Raw genomic sequence first — 18072 nt, forward strand, 5'->3', positions numbered from 1 at the left:
GGTCCGCCACTCCTCGTCATGCGCCATCGGGTGCGGGCGCCGGATGCACGCGACCAATTTACTTTCGACCAGGTTCACAAGATGTCAGTCAAACAGAACAATTCTTTCGCCATTCCGGCTGCCGCTGTCGCCACGCTGGCGTGCTTCAGCGCGAACATCCACGCGCAGAGCAGCGTGACGCTCTATGGCGAACTTGATACGGGGCTCGCCTTTGTGAGTAACGTCGGCGGCAATGCGCAGTACAAGGCAACCTCCGGCCTCATCGACGGGAGCTACTGGGGCCTGCAGGGTTCCGAAGACCTGGGTGGTGGCAACACGGCCGTCTTTCAACTGGAGCACGGCTTTTCAGTGACGACGGGCGAAGCACTCAACGATCATCCGTACTACGTCGGTCTTGGCAACGAAGCGTGGGGCACCGTCACGCTTGGTCACCAGTACGATTCGATCCACGACTACCTGGCACCGTTCACCCTGACAGGCGGCGCGGGCGGTACGGCGTTTGCGCATCCGTTCGACAACGACAATGCCAACAACTCGTACCTCGCGCGCAACGCTGTCAAGTATGCGAGTCCGTCGTTCGGAGGTCTCAGTTTCGGCGGCATGTACGCGTTTTCGAACGATGCCGGCCAGTTTGCGAACAACCGTGCCTATAGCGTCGGCGCAAACTATCAGAATGGTCCGTTCGCCGCCGGTGCCGCATACCTCCGCGTGAGCGGCCGCGGCAACACGGGGAACGGGGCGTATGACACGATTAATCTACCCGGGTCGAACCGCAGCGAATTCGATGCAACCGTCCAGACGCAGAACACGTATGGCATGGGTGCGAGCTATGCGTTGGGCGATTTCACGCTCGGTGCTGCGTGGTCACGTTCGACCTATAGCGGCGTGGCCGATGCTGATTCCGCTTCCACCGTGCCTTCGGTTGGCTTCAGCAACTATGAAATCAATGGGGTGTATCAACTGAGGCCGATGGTGTCGCTCGCAGGCATGTACACGTACACAAAGGGCGCGGGCCAGCACTGGAATCAGGGAGGATTGCAGGCGGTTTATCTGCTCTCGAAGCGCACAGACGCGTACGTCGAAACGATCTTCCAGCGGGCATCGACGGACGCACCGGCTGTGATCAACAGCGCCGAACCTTCATCGGGCCGCAATCAGTTGCTGGTCGGCGCTGGAATCCGGCATCGGTTCTGATCGGTCTGGCAGCGACCATCGGCTGGTCCCCCGCCCCGTGCCTACAAGGAACACTTCCGCCAGCACCTGGCGGTCTTTGTACCGCGGGGCGACATCGTGCCGATGTCGCTTCAACAGGGAGAACTGCGTGAATTGCACAGATAAGACGAATCGGGCCGGACAGGTCGCGCAGTATGCGTTCGTGATTCACGAGGTCCCGCGATTACGCGCGGTGCTTTCCCTGATCCACGACATCGCGGCAGGACCACCCAGGCCTGACGCACTGGCAGACATTGCCCGCCTTGCGCGCTGCGCACTGGTCGTTTCAGTGCCGCCCGATCTCCAGACGGTCGAAACCGGTCATGCAGGGGTACGTTCAACGGATGGCGCTCAAATCTGATCCCCATCACCTGGGTCGATTCAAATCGACTGACGTGAGCCGGGCGACTATGGACGAATTGCCTACTTCAGCACAGACAGCCCCACAGCCCCTATATCAAACGGCATTTTGTGCACCGCGAAGGTGCTGCGTGCCATGTGCCACATGGTCCGCTCAGTGGGGCGCAAATCGATGGGACATCCGCAACCGGGCCGTGACATCCGGCATGGCTGAATATGACTAATCGGAACAGGTAAGCCGTGGTAAAAGGCGGAGAAAACCTAATTCAGATTCGTGATTTGCAATTCTGTCAACACAATTAAAACACTGTCTGATCCGACCCATTCTAATATCGCCGATTGCCCACACAATTGGCCGGATTCGCATTGTTGCTTGACCTAACCCTTTATTGTTCTATAGTGCCATTTGATCCGCCTCAGAGAGATCGTGGCGGCATTGTGAGTTATCCGTGAGTTGTACCCCAATGATCTGCAACGACAGGAGAAGATGCATGAAAGCAATCCACGCCGTCAGACTGGTCACCACCGCCCTTCTGATTTCGGGTTCAATTCATGCCTATGCACAGGCGAGCAACCCTGCTGCCCCTACTACGCCCCCGACCACAACGGCCGAAGCCCGAGGGCATTACAAGTCAATGAAGGCAGCGAACCGGGCGCTCCAACGCCAGGTTCGATCGGCGCTGGTGAAAGATAGGAGTATTTCGACGTCCAATATCACGGTTCGCGCTCGCGATGGTGCCGTCACCCTGCAGGGAAGCGTACCGGTTCAGGCACAAAGCGACCGGGCAACCGAAGTGGCGAAAGGCGTACCTGGTGTAACTTCGGTCAGGAACGCACTGTCGATCCGTCCTGTCGGGACCTGACGCGATCGAGTACCGCACCTCGCACGGCCGATGCTCTGGCCGTGCATGACATCGATGGCAGAAGCACTACGTGTTCGACTGCCCATCATGAATCTGATACATGGCGACGCGCCGGCTCTCGAGCCGGCCTTCGCTATGTAGAGATTTTCTCGAGTTCGAGCCCTTTCGTCTTCGGTCCCATCAAGCCGATCGCCAGCATCACAATCAGCATCGCGCCCGCGATGAACACGAACACGCCGGTCGTCCCGAAGTAACGCAACACGGCCGCGATCAGAAAGGCCGTGAAAATCGCCGAAAAACGGCTCCACGAGTAAACGAAGCCGACCGCGCGCGCCCGGATGCTGGTCGGAAACAGCTCGGCCTGATACGCGTGAAAGCTGTACGAAATGATGTTGCCGGCAAGCGTCAGACATACGCCCAGGCTCACGAGCATCACCGCGCCCGATACCTGACTGAACCACAATCCACACACGATATTGACGCCGGCCATCACGACGATCACCGTCTTGCGCTCGAAGCGATCGCCGATAAACAGCCCAATGATCGGACCAAGCGGCGCGGCCAACGCGATCACGCTCGAATACATCAGGCTCGTCGTGATCGTGATGCCCTGCTTGATCAGCAGCGTCGGCACCCAGTTCGCGAAGCCGTAAAAGCCGACCGTCTGGAAGATATTGAAGATCGTCATCATCAGCGTGCGGCTGCGGTACGGAGGCACCCACATGTCGCGGAAGCTGCCGCGCGGCGCGACTGCCACCGGCGGCGCCGGGGGCGGCAACTCGCGGCCATACTCGTTGCGCACTTTCGCTTCGAGCGCGCTGATCACGCGATCGGCTTCGGCAAGACGGCCTTGCTGCGCGAGCCAGCGCGGGCTTTCCGGCAACGCGCGGCGAATCCACCAGACGAACAACGCGCCATGCGCGCCGATCAGTACGACCCAGCGCCAGCCGTCGAGACCGAACAGCGTACGCGGCACCAGCAGAAACGACAGAAACGCGACCACCGGCACGGCCGTGAAGCCGACCGCCTGCTCGCACGCGAACGCGCGGCCGCGAATCTGCTTGGGCACCAGCTCGGAGATGTAAGTGCCGATCGTCACCAGTTCGACGCCGATGCCGACACCGGCGACGAAACGCCAGAAATTGAGGCCTGTCGCCGTTTCCTGAAATGCCATCACGACGTTGGCCGCGGTGTACCACAGCAGCGAATAGGTGAACACGGCGCGCCGCCCGAAGCGATCCGCGAGAAAGCCACACGCGATCGTGCCGATAAACAGGCCACTAAACAGCGCGGCGATGAAACTCGCGACACCGGTCGAGCCGAACAGGCCATGCGTGGTCGCGGTCAGCATGCCGCTTTTCACGAGGCCTGGCGCGATATAGCCGGAGTACAGCAGATCGTAGAGTTCGAAGAAGAATCCGAGGCTCAGCAGCACGACGAGCTTCCAGATGGAGCGCGTCGCGGGCAAGCGGTCGAGACGCGCCGAAATGCTGCCTGCATCGAGCGATGCGGTGTTCGACGTTTGCGCGGGGGCGCCGTTCGCGGCACTGCCGGCCGCGTCGGTGGAATGGGCTGCGTTGCCGCCGCTACGCGCGACGGACCCCGCGTGATCGGGGGATGCCATGTTGTCTGTCTCCATTGCGACTGCCATTGCGGCTGCTTTCATGCCAACGTAGATCGCTCGCCGCGACCGGTTCGATGCCGGCCTGGTTATGTTCGCGCGTCGCACGCAACACGCTGCCTCGGCCGGAGTCCGGCCAGCATTCTAGCCGTGTGCGCGCCGCAATTGTTCGAAGGTAGTGATTTTTCCGGTCAGCGCGCTCGCCGCAACCGTGTATGGGCTCGCGAGCCACACGTCGCCCGGCCCGGAACGGCCGGGGAAATTGCGGTTGATCGCGCTGATCGTCACATCGTTCGGGTTCGCCGATTGACCCGGCCCACAGTTCGCGCACGAGCCGCAGCCGGGCATCACGAGCGTTACGCCCGCGCGCTCGAACACGGGCAGATAGCCCTGCTCCTCGCAAAACGCACGCACCGCCATCGTGCCGAATTGCAGGAAGAGACGCGTGCGCTCAGGCACGCGCAGACCGTGCTCGACGCCCCAACGCAGCACCTCGTGATAGAAATCGAAGTCCTCGCGCTTGCCCGCGGTGCACGAGCCGCCGTACGCGATATCGATCGCGACTTCGTGTTCGAGCTGCGGCGCAGGCACGCCGTTGCCGGGATCGCCCGGACGCGCGAGCATCGGTTCGATCGCGCTCGCGTCGATACGAATCGTGTCGCGATAGGCCGCGTTAGCGTCGCTCGTCATCCAGCTCTCCAGCACGAAATCGACGCCGCGCCGCCCTTTCAGGAACGCGACCGTGCGTTCGTCCGGCTCGACGATGCCGGTAAAGCCGCCAAGCTCCGCGACCATGTTGGTCAGCGTCGCGCGTTCGTCGATCGACATCGCCCGCACCGCCGCGCCCCCGTATTCGAACACGAGACCGATCGCGCCGCCCGAGCGGATCGCATCCATTTGCAGCAGATGAAGCACCACGTCCTTCGCGGTCACGCCGTCGAGCAAGTGTCCATCGATCTCGATGCGCAGCGTCTCCGGCACTTTGCAGCGCACGTAGCCCGTGACCCAGCTATTGGCGATTTCGGTCGCGCCCGCACCGAACGCGAGACAACCGAGCGCGCCCGAATGCGGCGTGTGCGAATCGGTGCCGCACGCGACCTGCCCCGGCAGCGCGTATTGCTCGGCCATCAACGCATGACAGATGCCCTCGGAGCCCGGCACGTCATCGAGCGCGCCGTGCGAGCGCACCGGGTAGTCGCGCGAGAACGACGTGTGGCCCTCCATCAGATTCGCGACACCCGGCAGCAGGCCGTCGCGCACGTGCGGGATGCTCTGCGGCGCGAGCACCAGATGATCCTGGAACGCGATGATGTGATCCGGCGCATGCAACGGCGCGGGCTTGCCGAACGCGCGATGCATCAGATGCGCGCACATGCCGGTGAAATAGTCGTGGCTGAAGCGCCAGTCGGCGGCGATGAACACACCGTCACCGCGTTGCGCGCTCGCGGTCCCTGGATGCAGATGACGGTCGATGATTTTCTCGACCAGCGTTTTCGGCGCGCCGCTCGGCGCAGCACTGGCGGTATCGCTCGCGCGCGGGCCCGGTGCCGGCCAGTCCGCGAAGCGGCTATACGCGAGCAAGCCGCCGCTGCGGATGATCTGCTGCGTGAGCGCGTCGCGGCCCTTCAGGAATTCGTCGATCGGCACCGCCTCGCCGGCAAGCAGGCGATCGAGCACGGAAAAATCCGTCGTGGTCAGAATGCCGATGTTGTCGCAGTTCTGCTGATAGATGCGCTCGAAGCTCTCCGCGACGATCAGCCGGATGCCCGCCGACAACTCCGCGAGCGGACTCGATTCGCGCGACGAGCCCTTGCCGTAGCGCTTGCCCGCCACCGTCACGCGAAAGCCGACGTCCTTCACCGCGTTGCGGCCGATCGGCAGGCGCCCGCCGGCCTTGAAACCGACATAGGGATACTGGCCGAGGCGCTCGTCGTACGTGAGCATCACGGTGACGGGCGTGATCTCGTCCGTCGACACGTTGTCACGCAACGGCCCCGCCGTCTCGCGCGTGAAGTTTTCGCCGGCCAGTTGCGCCTCGATCACGGCCGGGTCTTGCGACAGGTACAGCACGCGGCCATCCAGACGAATCGTATCGCTCATCTCTGCATTCTCCTTGCGCTCACTATACGGCGCGCAGGGCCGATGCCGAAGTGCCGGTGCGGCAAGGCTGCCGTCTCGTTTCGCGAATGCTCGGCGTTGCGCCGCGGCATGGCGGGCGTGCGGGAGAGCGTCTAAGGCTGATTGCCGAGGAACGAAACGAGGGCGGCCGCGCTCGCGCTCAACTGCTCGCGCGCCTTGAAGATGATGATCAGATGACGCTCCGCCCACGCATCGGCGAGCGGCAGCAGGCGCACGTCGAGCGTGTTCACGTAGAGCAGCCCGACCGGCTCGGGCACGATCGCGATGCCGAGCCCCGCGTGCACCATCCGGCACAGCGCGTCGAGACTGCTTACGCGCATCCGCACGTCGAGCTGCCGGCTCGCGCTCGACGCCTGCTGCGCGAGCAGGCGCGTCAGCGCGCTCTCGCTGCGCAGGCCGACGAAGCTGTCGTGCGACAGATCGTCGAAGCTCACCCGCGCCGCCTCGGCGAGCCGATGCCCGCCCGGCACCAGCACCGCCAGCCGGTCCTGCCGGTACGGCAGTTGCTCGAACGCCTCGCTGCCCGCGACCGGATTGCAGATGCCGAAGTCCGCGCCGTGCTCGTCGACGATACGCAGCACATCCGCGCTGTTTTCTTCTTCGAGTTCGATCGATACATCCGGAAACGCGCGGCCGAACGCGGCCACGTCTTCGGGCAGGAACTGCACGATCGAGGACAGATTCGCGACCACCCGCACGCGCCCTTTGACGCCGGCCGAAAAGCGCGACAACTCCGCGCTCATCTGCTCGATATTGCCGATGATCGCGAGCGCGTAGCGCAGCACGGTTTCGCCGACCGGCGTCACGGTGATGCCGCGCGAGCCGCGCTGAATCACCGGCAGGCCGATCAGCGCCTCGATCTCGGCAATGCGCCGGCTCACCGCCGACGACGCGATGAACTCGCGCTCCGCCGCGCGGGCGATATTGCGCTCCTGGCAGACGGCGACGAACAGGCGCAGCGAAGTGAGATCGAGTTTCTTGAGCAGGTTTTCCATGGGACGAGGCGTGTCTTACGACAGGCGCGAGGAAACGCTGGAAGGGTGGCCGCTATCGTCTCACGGAGCGCCGGGCCGCGCCATCACGCGCCGACAGTGGCCCTCACAGCGCATCATGAAAGATGATGCCGACCGTATGCCGATGTCCCGAGCGCAGGCGGCTCACGCCATGCCGCAGATTCACACGATACGGGCCGCGCGTGCCTTGCACCGGCCGGCTGTTCACGGTGAATACGACCGCGTCACCCTTCGCGAGCGGCACGACTTCGGCGCGCGACTGCATGCGCGGACGCTGCTCGGTCATCACGAACTCGCCGCCGGTAAAGTCGCGCCCCGGCTCCGAGAGCAGCACCGCAAGCTGGAGCGGGAACACGTGTTCGCCGTACAGGTCCTGGTGCAGGCAGTTGTAATCGCCTTCGCCGTATTGGAGGATCAGTGGCGTCGGACGCACCTGGCCGGCGTCATGGCAGCGTCGAATGAAATCAGCGTGCTTCGGCGGATACCGCACCTCGATGCCCATCGCCCTATTCCAGCGGTTCGCGACCGGCACGAGGTGCGGATACAGCGCACCGCGCAAGCCGTCGACGAGCGGCGGCAACGGATACGCGAAGTACTTGTATTCGCCGCGGCCGAAACCGTGGCGCGCCATCACGATGCGGCTGCGATAGAGCTCGTCCTGCGAATAGAGCGCGCTCAGCGCATCGCACTCGCGAGGCGTCAGGAGTTGCGGCACGGCGGCGCAGCCGTACTGGTCGAGCTCGTGTTCGATCCGCGGCCAGTCGAGTGCGTCGACGCGTCGGTCAATCGTTTGGGTGGGGGCTATTGCGTTCATCGTCGATGAGTGGGCGGCCGGGCTCGGTGCCCGCGCCGTGAAAGTAAGTCGCTCGATGACGCTAGTGTAAGAGTGTCGGACCGGTAAAACACTCCGGGTCTTGCGGTCAAATTCGGCCGGGCTGCACGGGCGGACGATTCACGCTACGCTGTCGGTTTCGTTGCGGCCGCATTGGCCACGCTGCATTTGCCAGGCCGCATTGCACTTCATTTCGCCGGGGACACCCATGAAACAGCAGCTGACCATCGATTTTGTTTCCGACATCGCCTGCCCGTGGTGCGCGATCGGCCTCTCGTCGCTCCAACTCGCGCTCGCGCGGCTTCAGGACAAGATCGACGCGCGCATCGTCGTGCATCCGTTCGAACTGAATCCGCAGATGGGACCGGACGGTGAAGACATCGTCGAGTATCTCGGCAAGAAATATGGCCGCACGCCCGCGCAGATCGCCGAAACGCAGGCGATGATCCACGAACGCGGCGCGAGCGTCGGCTTCGATTTCGGCCCGCGCACACGCACCTACAACACGTTCGACGCGCATCGTCTGCTGCATTGGGCCGGCCTGAAGGGCGAACAGTTGCCGCTGAAGCTCGCGCTATTGCGCGCTTACCACGCCGACGGCAAGAATCCGGGCAATCATGAGGTGCTGGTCGAAGCGGCCCAGTCGGTCGGACTGGACGCCAGCGAAGCGCGCGAGGTGCTGACGAGCGGCGCATATGCCGACGAGGTTCGCGAAGCGGAAAAGAACAATCAGGAGATGGGCATTCAATCGGTGCCGTCGATCATTTTCAACCGCCGCTATCTGGTGACGGGCGGGCAACCTGTCGAGCAATTCGTGCAGGTGATCGAGGAGATCGTGGCGAAAGAAGCGGCGTAGGGACCTGCCAACCTCAAGGAGGCGATATTGCACGCGCTGTCGGTAATAACAAAAAGAAACTGGAACGAAGTGCCCCGATGGGGGCTGATAATCGGCGGCGCGGCGATCATGTTTTTCGGGCAGATCGCGCTGATATTCGCTCAATACGCGCTATGGGGCCCGCTGGCGCCGCATAAAAACCCGCTGGCGCATCAACCGATTCTGGTTCAGCTGCTCTTTATCGCCATCCTGATGCCGTTCCTGGAGACGATCGTCGGGCAATGGCTGCCCATTCGGCTCATTAACGGCGTCTTTCGTTTGTCGTGGCGGTTTGCTGCGGCGGGATCGATTGCACTGTTCACGCTGATGCACGGTTACGTCGATCGCGCGGTCGTGTCGATTCTGCTGGGCGCGGTGGTGCTTGCGGCGGTGTTTATCGTCGAGGCGAAGCGTAGCGGACGGCCTGTTCTGAGCACCTGGCTCACACACGCACTCGCGAATGCGTGCGTGCTGTCGCTTCAACATGTTTGAGCGGGAATAGCGTGGGCTCAAGTGCCCAGGCCGTCCCCGCCGCGGCTCAAAAACGCTTACAGATAGCTGCAAACGTAGTCGAGCGTCTCGACCACGTCGATGTCGAAGCGGCTCTTGCCCGGCACCGAGAACGATTCGCCCGCGCCATAGGTCTTCCACTCGTCGCTGCCGTCGAGGCGGATGCGGCACTGGCCCGCCTGCACTTCCATCAGTTCCGGCGCGTCGGTGCCGAAGTTGAGCGTGCCGGGCAGGATGACGCCGAGCGTCTTGCGCGTGCCGTCGGCGAACAGGACGGTGTGCGACACGCACTTGCCGTCGAAGTACACGTTGGCTCGTTTGACTACAGAAACCTGATCGAATTGCGTTGCGGCCGTCATGGCGGTCTTCCTCTGGGTCATCGTGAATGGATGCGTTGCGGCCCGGTGAGGCGCGGCAGATGGCGCGCGATGCGCGCAAGCCGCCCGCGCGGGGCTCCGGTCCGGGCGCGAGCCCGCCATGATACAGGCTATTGATGACGCCAATACGGTAACGCATGTGCGGCACGACTCGACGGAGCCTGCGTCGCACTATCGTGCCGGGTTGTCGCCAAGCAGCAGCCTGAACCCATACACGGCCAATTCCTGCTGGGAAAAATCCAGATCCTCGGAGCGCACGAAGCCGAGCCTCTCGTACATGGCCCACGCGGACTGCATCGCCTTCGTCGTATGCAGGACGACCTCGGCGTGTCCGCTTTGACGCGCGAGTTCGATACACGCGAGCGTCAATGCCTTGCCCGCGCCCTTGCCGCGGTAGTCGGGATCGACGCCGAGCAGCCGGATGCCGGAAGCTTTCTTCACCGCGGTCGCGGTTCCCCCCGATCCGTACTGCGCCATATCGGAGAAGTACACGACGCCGCCCACCAGTTCATTCGATTCAGACAGCGCGACCAGCACACGAGCGCCCGGTTTCTCGTTGAAGCGGGCAATATGGGCCAGCATGTCGTAATAGCCCGGCTGTTCGTCAGGCTTCGGAAAGCCGGGCAGCGCGGCATAGACTTTGACCAACAATTGGCCGAGTCTGGCCAATTCGTCGGCATTGCCATCGCGTATGGAAAGTTTCGAATTCATTGATGTCCTTCGACAGCCGAAGTTGGGATACGATAATTGCGCTTCATCTCGACGCGCGCGCGAAGCGAAGATTTTCGCAGATTTTCACGCGCTAACCTGGAAGCGGGCGCGATTCAAAAAAGGCGGAACCGGAGGACGGGTGAGAAAAGACAGTGCGTGCACAATCATCGGCGCGATTGCCGCGGCAGTCATCGCACTCGGCGCGGCAACCTGTGCGAATGCGCAAACGAGTGGCAGTATGCCGAACGACGCGTCCGCGCAAGGCCAATCCATCGCGGCATCGCCGCCTCGCAATCGACCGGATAGCGAACTCGCGCGCGACGTGCGGCGCGCACTATCGCGCACACCGAACGTGCATTCAACGGCGATTCACGTGCAGGCGCGCCACGGCATCGTGACGCTGACCGGTTGGGTGCCGCAGCGTGCCCAGGTACAACGCGCCGGTAGTGTCGCGAGATCGGTGCGCGGAGTCAGACACGTGAATAACCACCTGAATGTGCGCACCCGAGGTGCCAGCGGCCATTAGCACAAAGCGAATAGGAAAAAGTACTCAGCCCGGCACGCATGCGCCGGGCTGAGTACTTTCTATTGGCCATTCGATCCATTCGCGCGAATATTCGCCGTGGCGCTCCTTTCCTGCGAAGCGCCGCCGCGACTCACGCGATAGCTCAACGCCACATGCGATAGCCGTACACCGGAGCGCGATACGCATAGACGCGCGGCTGCGCCCAATAGACCGGCGGACGGTAAACCTGATACGTAACGGGCGCCACCGGTTGAACCACCGTTTCCACGACCGGCGGCATTTCCTCGTATTGCTGCTGCGGATAGACCGGCACGTACTGCACGGGCGGCTGCGGATAATCCTGCCGCACGTACATCGGCTGGTTGTCGGCATAGACCGGCTGCATCTGCGCGTAGGCCGGCGCCTGCTGGTATTGCATTGGCGGCGGCGCGTATTGCGGCTGCTGGTACACCTGCTGGTATTGCTGTTGCGGCGGCGCTTGCGGCACCTGACGTTGCGCGTACTGCGCCGGCTGCGGCTGCGGCTGCAACTGCTGATGAGGCTGAGGCGGAATGCTGGTGTACTTCGAGTTGTCGTCTTCGGGGACGCCCGGCGGCAGCGGCGGCACGTCGACCCGCGCGACGTCGGTCTTGGCGGGTTGGCGCTGGCCGTGATTGTGCGAGTCGATCATTGCCTGGTAATCGGCCTGATCCTGCTTGCCGCGATTGATATAGCCATTGCGATACGCGCGGGCCACGTCCGACATCTTCGAATTCGGATCTTCTTTCATGCCGTCCGCATTGACTTTGTACTCGTTCGGACTGAGCGAACCGGCCGGTACCTCGTCGTCGGACGCATACGCCGCTTCGGGTCCGTCGGCCCACGCTGGATAACACTGCAGCGTTAGCACCGAAGCGACCGTCGTCACCCCGAGCCCCCAAAGCGTCCTTGTTCTCATGATCCACCTCACGGCCGATTAAGAGTATTGAAAGCCGAAATTTTTACTTGCGCAGTTGGCTATTTCTCTTCGCGCGCAATTGTTATTTTCTAGCACATTCTTTTGGCGTCGGCATTATTTTTTCTTTGCAAATGAGCGGTGTAGCGCACGACTGACACTGTGGGTCCCTGCCAGGAGATGGGAGAAACCCTGAGAGTCAATCTTGCCGGAATGGACCGGTTGGTACGCCGGCCTCGCAAGCCACGGGGGCCGTTCTTTTCGTCCGTGAATGACGCAGTACCGATGTGGCCTTTAACGCGCGCAGTCGTGCCGAGCGCGGCGCGACAACTCGGCTTTCCCTATTGCGCGAGCCGCCCTTCTCTGCTCGTGCGAAAGTTAAACAATTCGCATAAATGGCGCTTCGCAATCAGGCTGAGTACCGTCCGAAAGATTCGCCGATTACGATCCGCCTGGACTTTGCTCGCGACTTCGCCGCGGATCCGCCCACGCTAATCAATCACTCGGTACCGCCGCCGCCTTTCTTTGCTGACACCCGGTTAAAGCGCTGCTCGACGACGCGCGTTCCCCATTGCGCGCCTTCCGATTCTTCGCTGAGCCGAAAGCCGAATGACTCGTACAGGTGGCGGGCCGCGTCGAGCCCCTTGAAAGTCCATAGATAGGTTTCGTCGAACCGTTCGTCGACGAAGCGCATCGCCTGCGCCAGTATTTGCCGCCCAATGCCGGAGCCGCGCAACGAATCGTCGACGATAAACCAGCGCAGATGCGCGACGCCCGTTTCGTCGTCCCCGTCGATCACGACCGAGGCGAGCGTCCGCCCGTTCTCGACGTAAAGCCAGATCCCCTTTCCCGCGGCCGGCAATGCGCCCGCGAACTCGGCCAGTTCCGTTGCGACTTTCTTTTCGAAGAATGCGCCGAAGCCCCAGTGCTCGGCGTAATAGCGGCCATGCAGACTCGCGATGTCGCCGATGCAACCGGGTTGATAGCCTTGCGCGATTCCCGCGCCCGCGGCTTGGGTCGCGGCAATCTTGCTGACCTCACCTTGTGCGAGGGCGTCCGCATACAGCGCGAGAGAACGGACGAGCGCCTGCTGGTCGGCGGGGACCATGCGCCGCAGCGCGCCGGACACGCGATCGGTCGCGAACCGGTCGATTTTTTTGCGCAGCTTTTGTCCTTCGCCCGTCAGATACAACTCCGAAGAACGGGCATCGTCGACACTGACGGTGCGCTCGATGAGCCCACTCGCTTCGAGCTTCGCGATCTGCCGGCTCGTGTTCGATTTGTCGAGCCGCAGGATGGTGGCCAGATCTTTCGCGCTGATGCCCGGCGACATGCCGATCTCGATCACCGCATGCACTGCCGATGGCGCCAGATCGCTATCGGCGAGCGTCGTACGCATGAAGCCGAGTTCGCGGACCAGTCGGCGGGAGAACTCGCGAAGTTCGAGAATAGTCGTTTCGCGGGGCTTGGTGGGGGCGTCGATCAGATCCATCATGGGCTCGCTATCAGTTGCGTTGCGCAATCAATATAGTTGCGGACCGCAACTTAAGCAAGGACAGAGTTACGCCTCAATACCGCCGTTCCTGCATCAACCGCTTGACGGTCAACGCCAACGGCACAGTAAAGAAGATATGCGACATGAACCCGCCGATAATCACGGCCGGGTCGAAATAGTCCGGATGGTTATTCGATGCGATCATGATCGCGACATGCATGACGATCCACGCGAACACCGCGTAAAACAGCGCGACGAACGTCGCTTCGTAGCCGCGCCTGCGGAAGTACGGCCAGATGGCGGCAAACAGCACGCCCCACGCAATGGCGAAGAAAAAGTGAATTCCGGTGCCGACGACATACGCCCAGATGCCGAGCGAGGCCTGCACGTCTTTGCCGAACACGAGCCCCGTCGCATTGCGCGGAATGCCGGCGAGCGGCATCAGATGCTGCGCATCGACCCAGACGAGCGCTTCGTAGATCCAGATCACCACGGCGCCGATCAGTCCGCCGATCACGCCCGCGCGCAACATGCCCGCGCGATCCGGCGCGCCGGAGTCCGCGGCGTTGAACCGCCGGTTCAACGCAGCCTCGCTGATGTCGAATTTGCCGGCCATCTCTGCTCTCCTCGAAATGGACTACCCATCGGAACTTCACTGAGGATCGACCCAGCAGGCCCTGCGGGCCTGTTGAGCGCGTTCGTGCCGGCCGTTAGACCGCCTCGGGGACCTGCCGGGTCTTCAGGAACGCTTCGAGCGATTCGCCGCGCATGCTCGCGTACACGCCAAGATTCGTGATCTTCACCACACGCGCGAATTTCTCGAGCACGAAGAACGACACGCCATAACGGATCATGCCGATCCAGTCCGTGTTGTCGACGAGCGTGCGTTCTTCCGCCGTCAGGCCGGCCGCATCGTAAGAAGCGGTGCGGTTTTCGAGCCACAGCGCACGCGCCGACGCTTCGCGCATCTGCCAGAAAAAGCGGTTCAGGCGCATCGCCTTCATGCTCTGGCGAATATCGAACGGATACGTGCCGGTCAACTCCTCGACGCCAACCAGTTGCGGATTCATTACGCCACCTCTTCTTCGTAGATCGTCACGGCCATCGCGGTGCTGGTCGCCAGATAGTAGTTGCGATGCAGTTCGCGGACCTTCTTGCCGAGCGCGCCGCGCATCGCGAGCCACATGATCGTCTCGACGCTTTCCGCGCCGCCGAGGCGCACGTAGTCGACGTGTTTCATTGCGGCCAGACGCTCCGGATCGTTGACGATCAGATCGAGGAACTCCATGTCCCATTCGGTATTGTTGAAACCGCTACGCTCGCCGTGCACCTGGTGCGACAGCCCGCCCGTGCCGACCACCACGACCTTCAGATCCTGCTCGAATGATTCGATCGCGCGACGCAGCGCCTGGCCGAGCCGGTAGCAGCGATTCGCGGTCGGCAGCGGATACTGCAGCACGTTGACCTCGAGCGGCACCAGCGACAGCGGCCAGCCGCCCTGATGCGGCAGCATCAGCGACAGCGGTGAATTGACGCCATGATCGAGCGGGCGGTCCTGGAAGACGGTCAGATCGAACTCGTCGTTGACCAGTTGCTCGACGATATGGATCGCGAGATCCGGATGGCCGGCGATGTCCGGCAGCGGACGCTTGCCCGCGCCTTCATCGGCGAATTCATGGTTGGGCGACACGCCGAGCGCGAACGTCGGGTAGCAGTCGAAGAAGAAGCTGTTCGCGTGGTCGTTGTAGAACATCACCATCACGTCGGGCTTCTGTTCGGCCAGCCACTGCGCCACCGGTTCATAGCCCTTGAAGAGCGGCGCCCATGCGGGTTCGTTCTGCTTGCCCTTGTCGTACGCCAACCCGATCGTGGGTACATGGGACGTGCCGATACCACCAATGATCCTTGCCATATTCGCTCTCTTTCATCACTTCGTGCCGCTGCCAATCGGATAGGTCGCCGGACTTACCGTGCTAGTCGACGCGCCCGTCTTGGGATACAAAGATAGGAATTGTGCCGCGATACGGGAAGCACGGGTATACCTCAGGCGCCACCGGATTGATCGGTAAAAACCCGGTATTCCGGCGTTCGACGAACAGATGGAACGCGCCGCGATCCAAGCCGCGCATGGCTTCCTCGGTATCCCAAGGCCGTGTGACAAGCTTCTCGCCGCCCCTTCACGAGCCAGCAAGCGATAAACAAAATAGATGGCCCGGAAAACAACTCGCAAGACCCTTTTTTAAGGCTTGGTGCGGGGTTGCACGCATGGCTATACTGCGGTGCTTCCGACGAGTGACAAACCATGAACGAGACGACCCAGCAAGCGATTGTCCAGACGTTACGCGAAAAGATTCTGTCGGGCGAACTGTCGCCGGGTCAGCGGCTCGTCGAAGCGCAACTCGCGCAATGGCTCGGCGTGTCGCGCACACCGCTGCGCTATGCGTTGAGCGTGCTGTCGTCGGAAGGCCTGCTCGATCGTTCGGGCTCGCGCGGCTACATGGTGCGTCGCTTCAGCGTGCGCGACATCCTCAACGCGATCGACGTGCGCGGCGTGCTCGAAGGACTCGCCGCGCGCTCGGTGGCCGAAAGCGGAGTGAGCGCCGCGCTTGCCGCCGCGCTCGACGACTGTCTGCGCGAAGGCGACGAGATCTTCGAGCAGAAGCATCTGCAGCCGGGCGACGATGTACGTTACGCGCAGATGAACGGCCGCTTCCATGCGCTGATCGTCGAAGCGGCGCAGAACCAGGCGGTCACGGCCGCGCTCAGTCTGAACGACAAGGTGCCGTTCGTGTCGCCGTTCACGATCGCATTCGATGAATCCGCGCGCGAGCGCCAGTTCATGATGCTGATGTACGCGCATCGCCAGCATCATGCGATCGTCGACGCGCTGAAAAAAGGCGAAGGCGCGCGCGTCGATGCGTTGATGAAGGAGCACACGCATATCTCGAAGGAAAGTCTGAATCTGTCGCTGCCGTCGTTGCATCTGATCGCGGGCGCAGCATGAGCAACGACACCCTTTCCACCGAAGGCACCGTGGCAGCCGCGAAAGCACCGCTGACGGCGACCAGCAAGGACCTGCTCAATCTCGCGCAACTGCGCGCTTTCCGGCTCGTCGCCGATATGGGCAGCGCGACGCGCGCGGCGGCCGCGCTGTTTCGCGCGCAGTCGGCGGTCACGCGTTCCGTGCAGGAGCTCGAGTCGGCACTCGGCGTGCCGCTGTTCGATCGTGGTCCTTCGGGCATGCTGCCCACGCCGGTCGGCCGCGCGGTGCTGCATCGCTGCGAACGGATCTTCGCGGAACTCGAAGAACTCGCGCAATGGTGCGCGGCGCGCCAGACGCGGCGCCGGCCCGTCGCGGAAGGCGCATTGCCCGCCTATCTGCTCAACACGCGACGGCTGCAACTGTTGGTGGCGCTCGCGCGGCATCGGCACATGCCGAGCGCGGCGAAAACCTTCGGCATCAGCCAGCCCGCGGTGAGCACCGCGATTCGCGTGCTAGAGAGCGGCTCGGGTCTGAGCCTGTTCCATCGCAGCCCGCGCGGCATTCTGCTGACGGCCGAGGGCGAAACGTTCCTGCTGCACGTGCGCCGCGCGCTGAACGAACTGCGGCATGTCCCCGACGATATCGCCGCGTTGCACGGCAAGATTCAGGGCTCGGTGACGGTCGGCGCGTTGCCGCTCGGCCGCACGCTGATCCTGCCGAAAGCGATCGCGCGGATGACCTCGGAGAATCCGGGCGTGCGCGTGGTCACCGACGAAAGCGCCTACGAGACGCTCGTCGCCGGCCTGCGTGCGGGTGACATCGACTTCATTCTCGGCGCGCTGCGCGACAACGACGCGACGAGCGGCCTGAAAAACGAGCGGCTGATGTCCGAAGACATGGTGGTGCTGGTACGCCGCGATCATCCGCTGACTCACGCGCGCGATCTGACCATCATGGGATTGCGCGACGCGCAGTGGATTCTGCCGCGCAGCAATGCGCCCGCGCGCGCGCTGTTCGAAGCGCAATTCAAGCGGTTGAAGGTGAAGCCGCCGCTGCCGACCGTCGAGACCGCCGACCTCGCGGTGATTCGCGGTCTGCTGCTCGGCACCGACATGGCGGCTGCCTTGTCGGCGCAGCAATTGCATCACGAGATTCAGTCCGGGCAACTGGCGGTGCTCGACGTGCCGCTGCACAACACGCGGCGCGATATCGGCCTGACGATGCGCGCGGCGGGCACGCCTTCGCCGGCGGCGCGCGCGTTGATCGATGCGATCCGGCTGTCGGTCGTCGATGTGACGCGCACGGTCAGCATCGGCGCGGCCTGAAATCCGCACTTGATTAGTTCGCTTAACTATTTTCGCCCGGGTCCGGCAGGCCGTCGAAAAACGCGCGCCAGTCGAACGGTGTCGACAAAGTACCGTAGTCGATCCCGCCCGCCTCCATCGCACCGACCACGCTGTCCTGCAAGCGCGCGGACGCCTCGCTCATGAACGGCGTGATGCCTGCTTCTCGCAGCGTCTGCGGATGCGCGTCAGATCGCTCATGCATGCCATTGCGCAGTCTCCTTGTGCGAGCCTTGTGCCTCTTTCGCGAGTCTACTTGCTTTGTAAAAGCACAAGGAA

The 18072-nt window shown here is 62.8% G+C and carries 19 protein-coding genes; 7 read left to right on the forward strand and 12 right to left on the reverse strand.

The features are described 5' to 3' along the window. The first annotated feature begins 81 nt into the window (after window positions 1–81). Together CI15_RS34310 and CI15_RS35980 are read left to right on the forward strand one after the other, a co-directional pair. Window positions 82–1194, forward strand: a complete 1113-nt coding sequence (locus CI15_RS34310; protein ID WP_062138422.1) for a porin — start codon at window positions 82–84, stop codon at window positions 1192–1194. Window positions 1195–2063: 869 nt separating this feature from the next. Further along, window positions 2064–2435, forward strand: coding sequence for a BON domain-containing protein (locus tag CI15_RS35980; protein WP_075643835.1), 372 nt, complete (start codon window positions 2064–2066; stop codon window positions 2433–2435). A gap of 133 nt (window positions 2436–2568) precedes the next feature. On the opposite strand, the gene CI15_RS34315 is transcribed toward CI15_RS35980, so the two are convergent. The 4 genes from CI15_RS34315 to CI15_RS34330 all read right to left on the reverse strand — a co-directional run bounded on the left by CI15_RS34315 (window position 2569) and on the right by CI15_RS34330 (window position 8022). Further along, entirely contained in the window at window positions 2569–4059 is a 1491-nt protein-coding gene (locus CI15_RS34315) for an MFS transporter (RefSeq protein WP_062137999.1), read from the reverse strand. Between the two features lie 141 nt (window positions 4060–4200). Beyond that, a complete protein-coding gene (locus CI15_RS34320) occupies window positions 4201–6156 on the reverse strand; it encodes an aconitase family protein (RefSeq protein ID WP_062138000.1) in 1956 nt (651 codons plus the stop codon). Window positions 6157–6287: 131 nt separating this feature from the next. Further along, complete coding sequence (locus CI15_RS34325) at window positions 6288–7190, reverse strand: LysR family transcriptional regulator (RefSeq protein WP_062138002.1); 903 nt, start codon at window positions 7188–7190, stop codon at window positions 6288–6290. Window positions 7191–7293: 103 nt separating this feature from the next. Next, window positions 7294–8022 carry a 2OG-Fe(II) oxygenase gene (locus CI15_RS34330; protein ID WP_062138005.1) on the reverse strand — a complete coding sequence of 243 codons (729 nt, stop codon included), beginning with the start codon at window positions 8020–8022 and terminating at the stop codon, window positions 7294–7296. Between the two features lie 226 nt (window positions 8023–8248). Between CI15_RS34330 and CI15_RS34335 the strand changes: the two genes are divergently transcribed. Both CI15_RS34335 and CI15_RS34340 read left to right on the forward strand, forming a co-directional pair. Beyond that, window positions 8249–8896, forward strand: coding sequence for a DsbA family oxidoreductase (locus CI15_RS34335; protein WP_062138008.1), 648 nt, complete (start codon window positions 8249–8251; stop codon window positions 8894–8896). Window positions 8897–8923: 27 nt separating this feature from the next. Continuing rightward, window positions 8924–9406, forward strand: coding sequence for a CPBP family glutamic-type intramembrane protease (locus tag CI15_RS34340; protein ID WP_241496025.1), 483 nt, complete (start codon window positions 8924–8926; stop codon window positions 9404–9406). Between the two features lie 56 nt (window positions 9407–9462). Here the strand turns inward: CI15_RS34340 and ppnP are convergent, their stop codons facing one another. Both ppnP and CI15_RS34350 read right to left on the reverse strand, forming a co-directional pair. Then, entirely contained in the window at window positions 9463–9783 is a 321-nt protein-coding gene (gene ppnP, locus CI15_RS34345; RefSeq protein WP_062138011.1) for a pyrimidine/purine nucleoside phosphorylase, read from the reverse strand. 189 nt (window positions 9784–9972) lie between these two features. Next, window positions 9973–10512 (reverse strand): GNAT family N-acetyltransferase, encoded by a 540-nt coding sequence (locus tag CI15_RS34350; protein WP_062138014.1) that lies wholly within the window; start codon window positions 10510–10512, stop codon window positions 9973–9975. Between CI15_RS34350 and CI15_RS34355 the strand changes: the two genes are divergently transcribed. After that, complete coding sequence (locus tag CI15_RS34355; RefSeq protein ID WP_241496026.1) at window positions 10493–11038, forward strand: BON domain-containing protein; 546 nt, start codon at window positions 10493–10495, stop codon at window positions 11036–11038. The genes CI15_RS34350 and CI15_RS34355 overlap by 20 nt on opposite strands. 142 nt (window positions 11039–11180) lie before the next feature. Here the strand turns inward: CI15_RS34355 and CI15_RS34360 are convergent, their stop codons facing one another. The 5 genes from CI15_RS34360 to CI15_RS34380 all read right to left on the reverse strand — a co-directional run bounded on the left by CI15_RS34360 (window position 11181) and on the right by CI15_RS34380 (window position 15379). After that, window positions 11181–11975, reverse strand: a complete 795-nt coding sequence (locus CI15_RS34360; protein ID WP_062138020.1) for a hypothetical protein — start codon at window positions 11973–11975, stop codon at window positions 11181–11183. Between the two features lie 496 nt (window positions 11976–12471). Then, window positions 12472–13464, reverse strand: a complete 993-nt coding sequence (locus CI15_RS34365) for a bifunctional helix-turn-helix transcriptional regulator/GNAT family N-acetyltransferase (RefSeq protein WP_062138023.1) — start codon at window positions 13462–13464, stop codon at window positions 12472–12474. 76 nt (window positions 13465–13540) lie between these two features. Beyond that, the gene (locus CI15_RS34370; RefSeq protein WP_062138026.1) at window positions 13541–14083 is read right to left on the reverse strand and encodes a hypothetical protein; all 543 of its coding nucleotides are present in this window, start codon (window positions 14081–14083) and stop codon (window positions 13541–13543) included. A gap of 94 nt (window positions 14084–14177) precedes the next feature. Beyond that, complete coding sequence (locus CI15_RS34375; protein WP_062138029.1) at window positions 14178–14537, reverse strand: protocatechuate 3,4-dioxygenase; 360 nt, start codon at window positions 14535–14537, stop codon at window positions 14178–14180. Then, entirely contained in the window at window positions 14537–15379 is an 843-nt protein-coding gene (locus CI15_RS34380) for a gallate dioxygenase (protein ID WP_062138032.1), read from the reverse strand. The genes CI15_RS34375 and CI15_RS34380 overlap by 1 nt, the downstream gene beginning before the upstream one ends. Window positions 15380–15769: 390 nt before the next feature. Here CI15_RS34380 and CI15_RS34385 point away from each other — a divergent pair, with 390 nt between their 5' ends. Both CI15_RS34385 and CI15_RS34390 read left to right on the forward strand, forming a co-directional pair. Continuing rightward, on the forward strand, window positions 15770–16471 hold the full coding sequence (locus tag CI15_RS34385; protein ID WP_062138034.1) for a GntR family transcriptional regulator: 702 nt from the start codon (window positions 15770–15772) through the stop codon (window positions 16469–16471). After that, window positions 16468–17775 (forward strand): LysR family transcriptional regulator, encoded by a 1308-nt coding sequence (locus CI15_RS34390; RefSeq protein ID WP_075643836.1) that lies wholly within the window; start codon window positions 16468–16470, stop codon window positions 17773–17775. Before CI15_RS34385 ends, CI15_RS34390 begins: the two co-directional genes overlap by 4 nt. A 22-nt stretch (window positions 17776–17797) precedes the next feature. Here CI15_RS34390 and CI15_RS37210 read toward each other — a convergent pair whose 3' ends face one another. After that, entirely contained in the window at window positions 17798–17998 is a 201-nt protein-coding gene (locus CI15_RS37210; protein ID WP_062138036.1) for a hypothetical protein, read from the reverse strand. Window positions 17999–18072: the final 74 nt, after the last annotated feature.

The organism is Paraburkholderia monticola (genome assembly GCF_001580545.1).
Taxonomy (GTDB): domain Bacteria; phylum Pseudomonadota; class Gammaproteobacteria; order Burkholderiales; family Burkholderiaceae; genus Paraburkholderia; species Paraburkholderia monticola.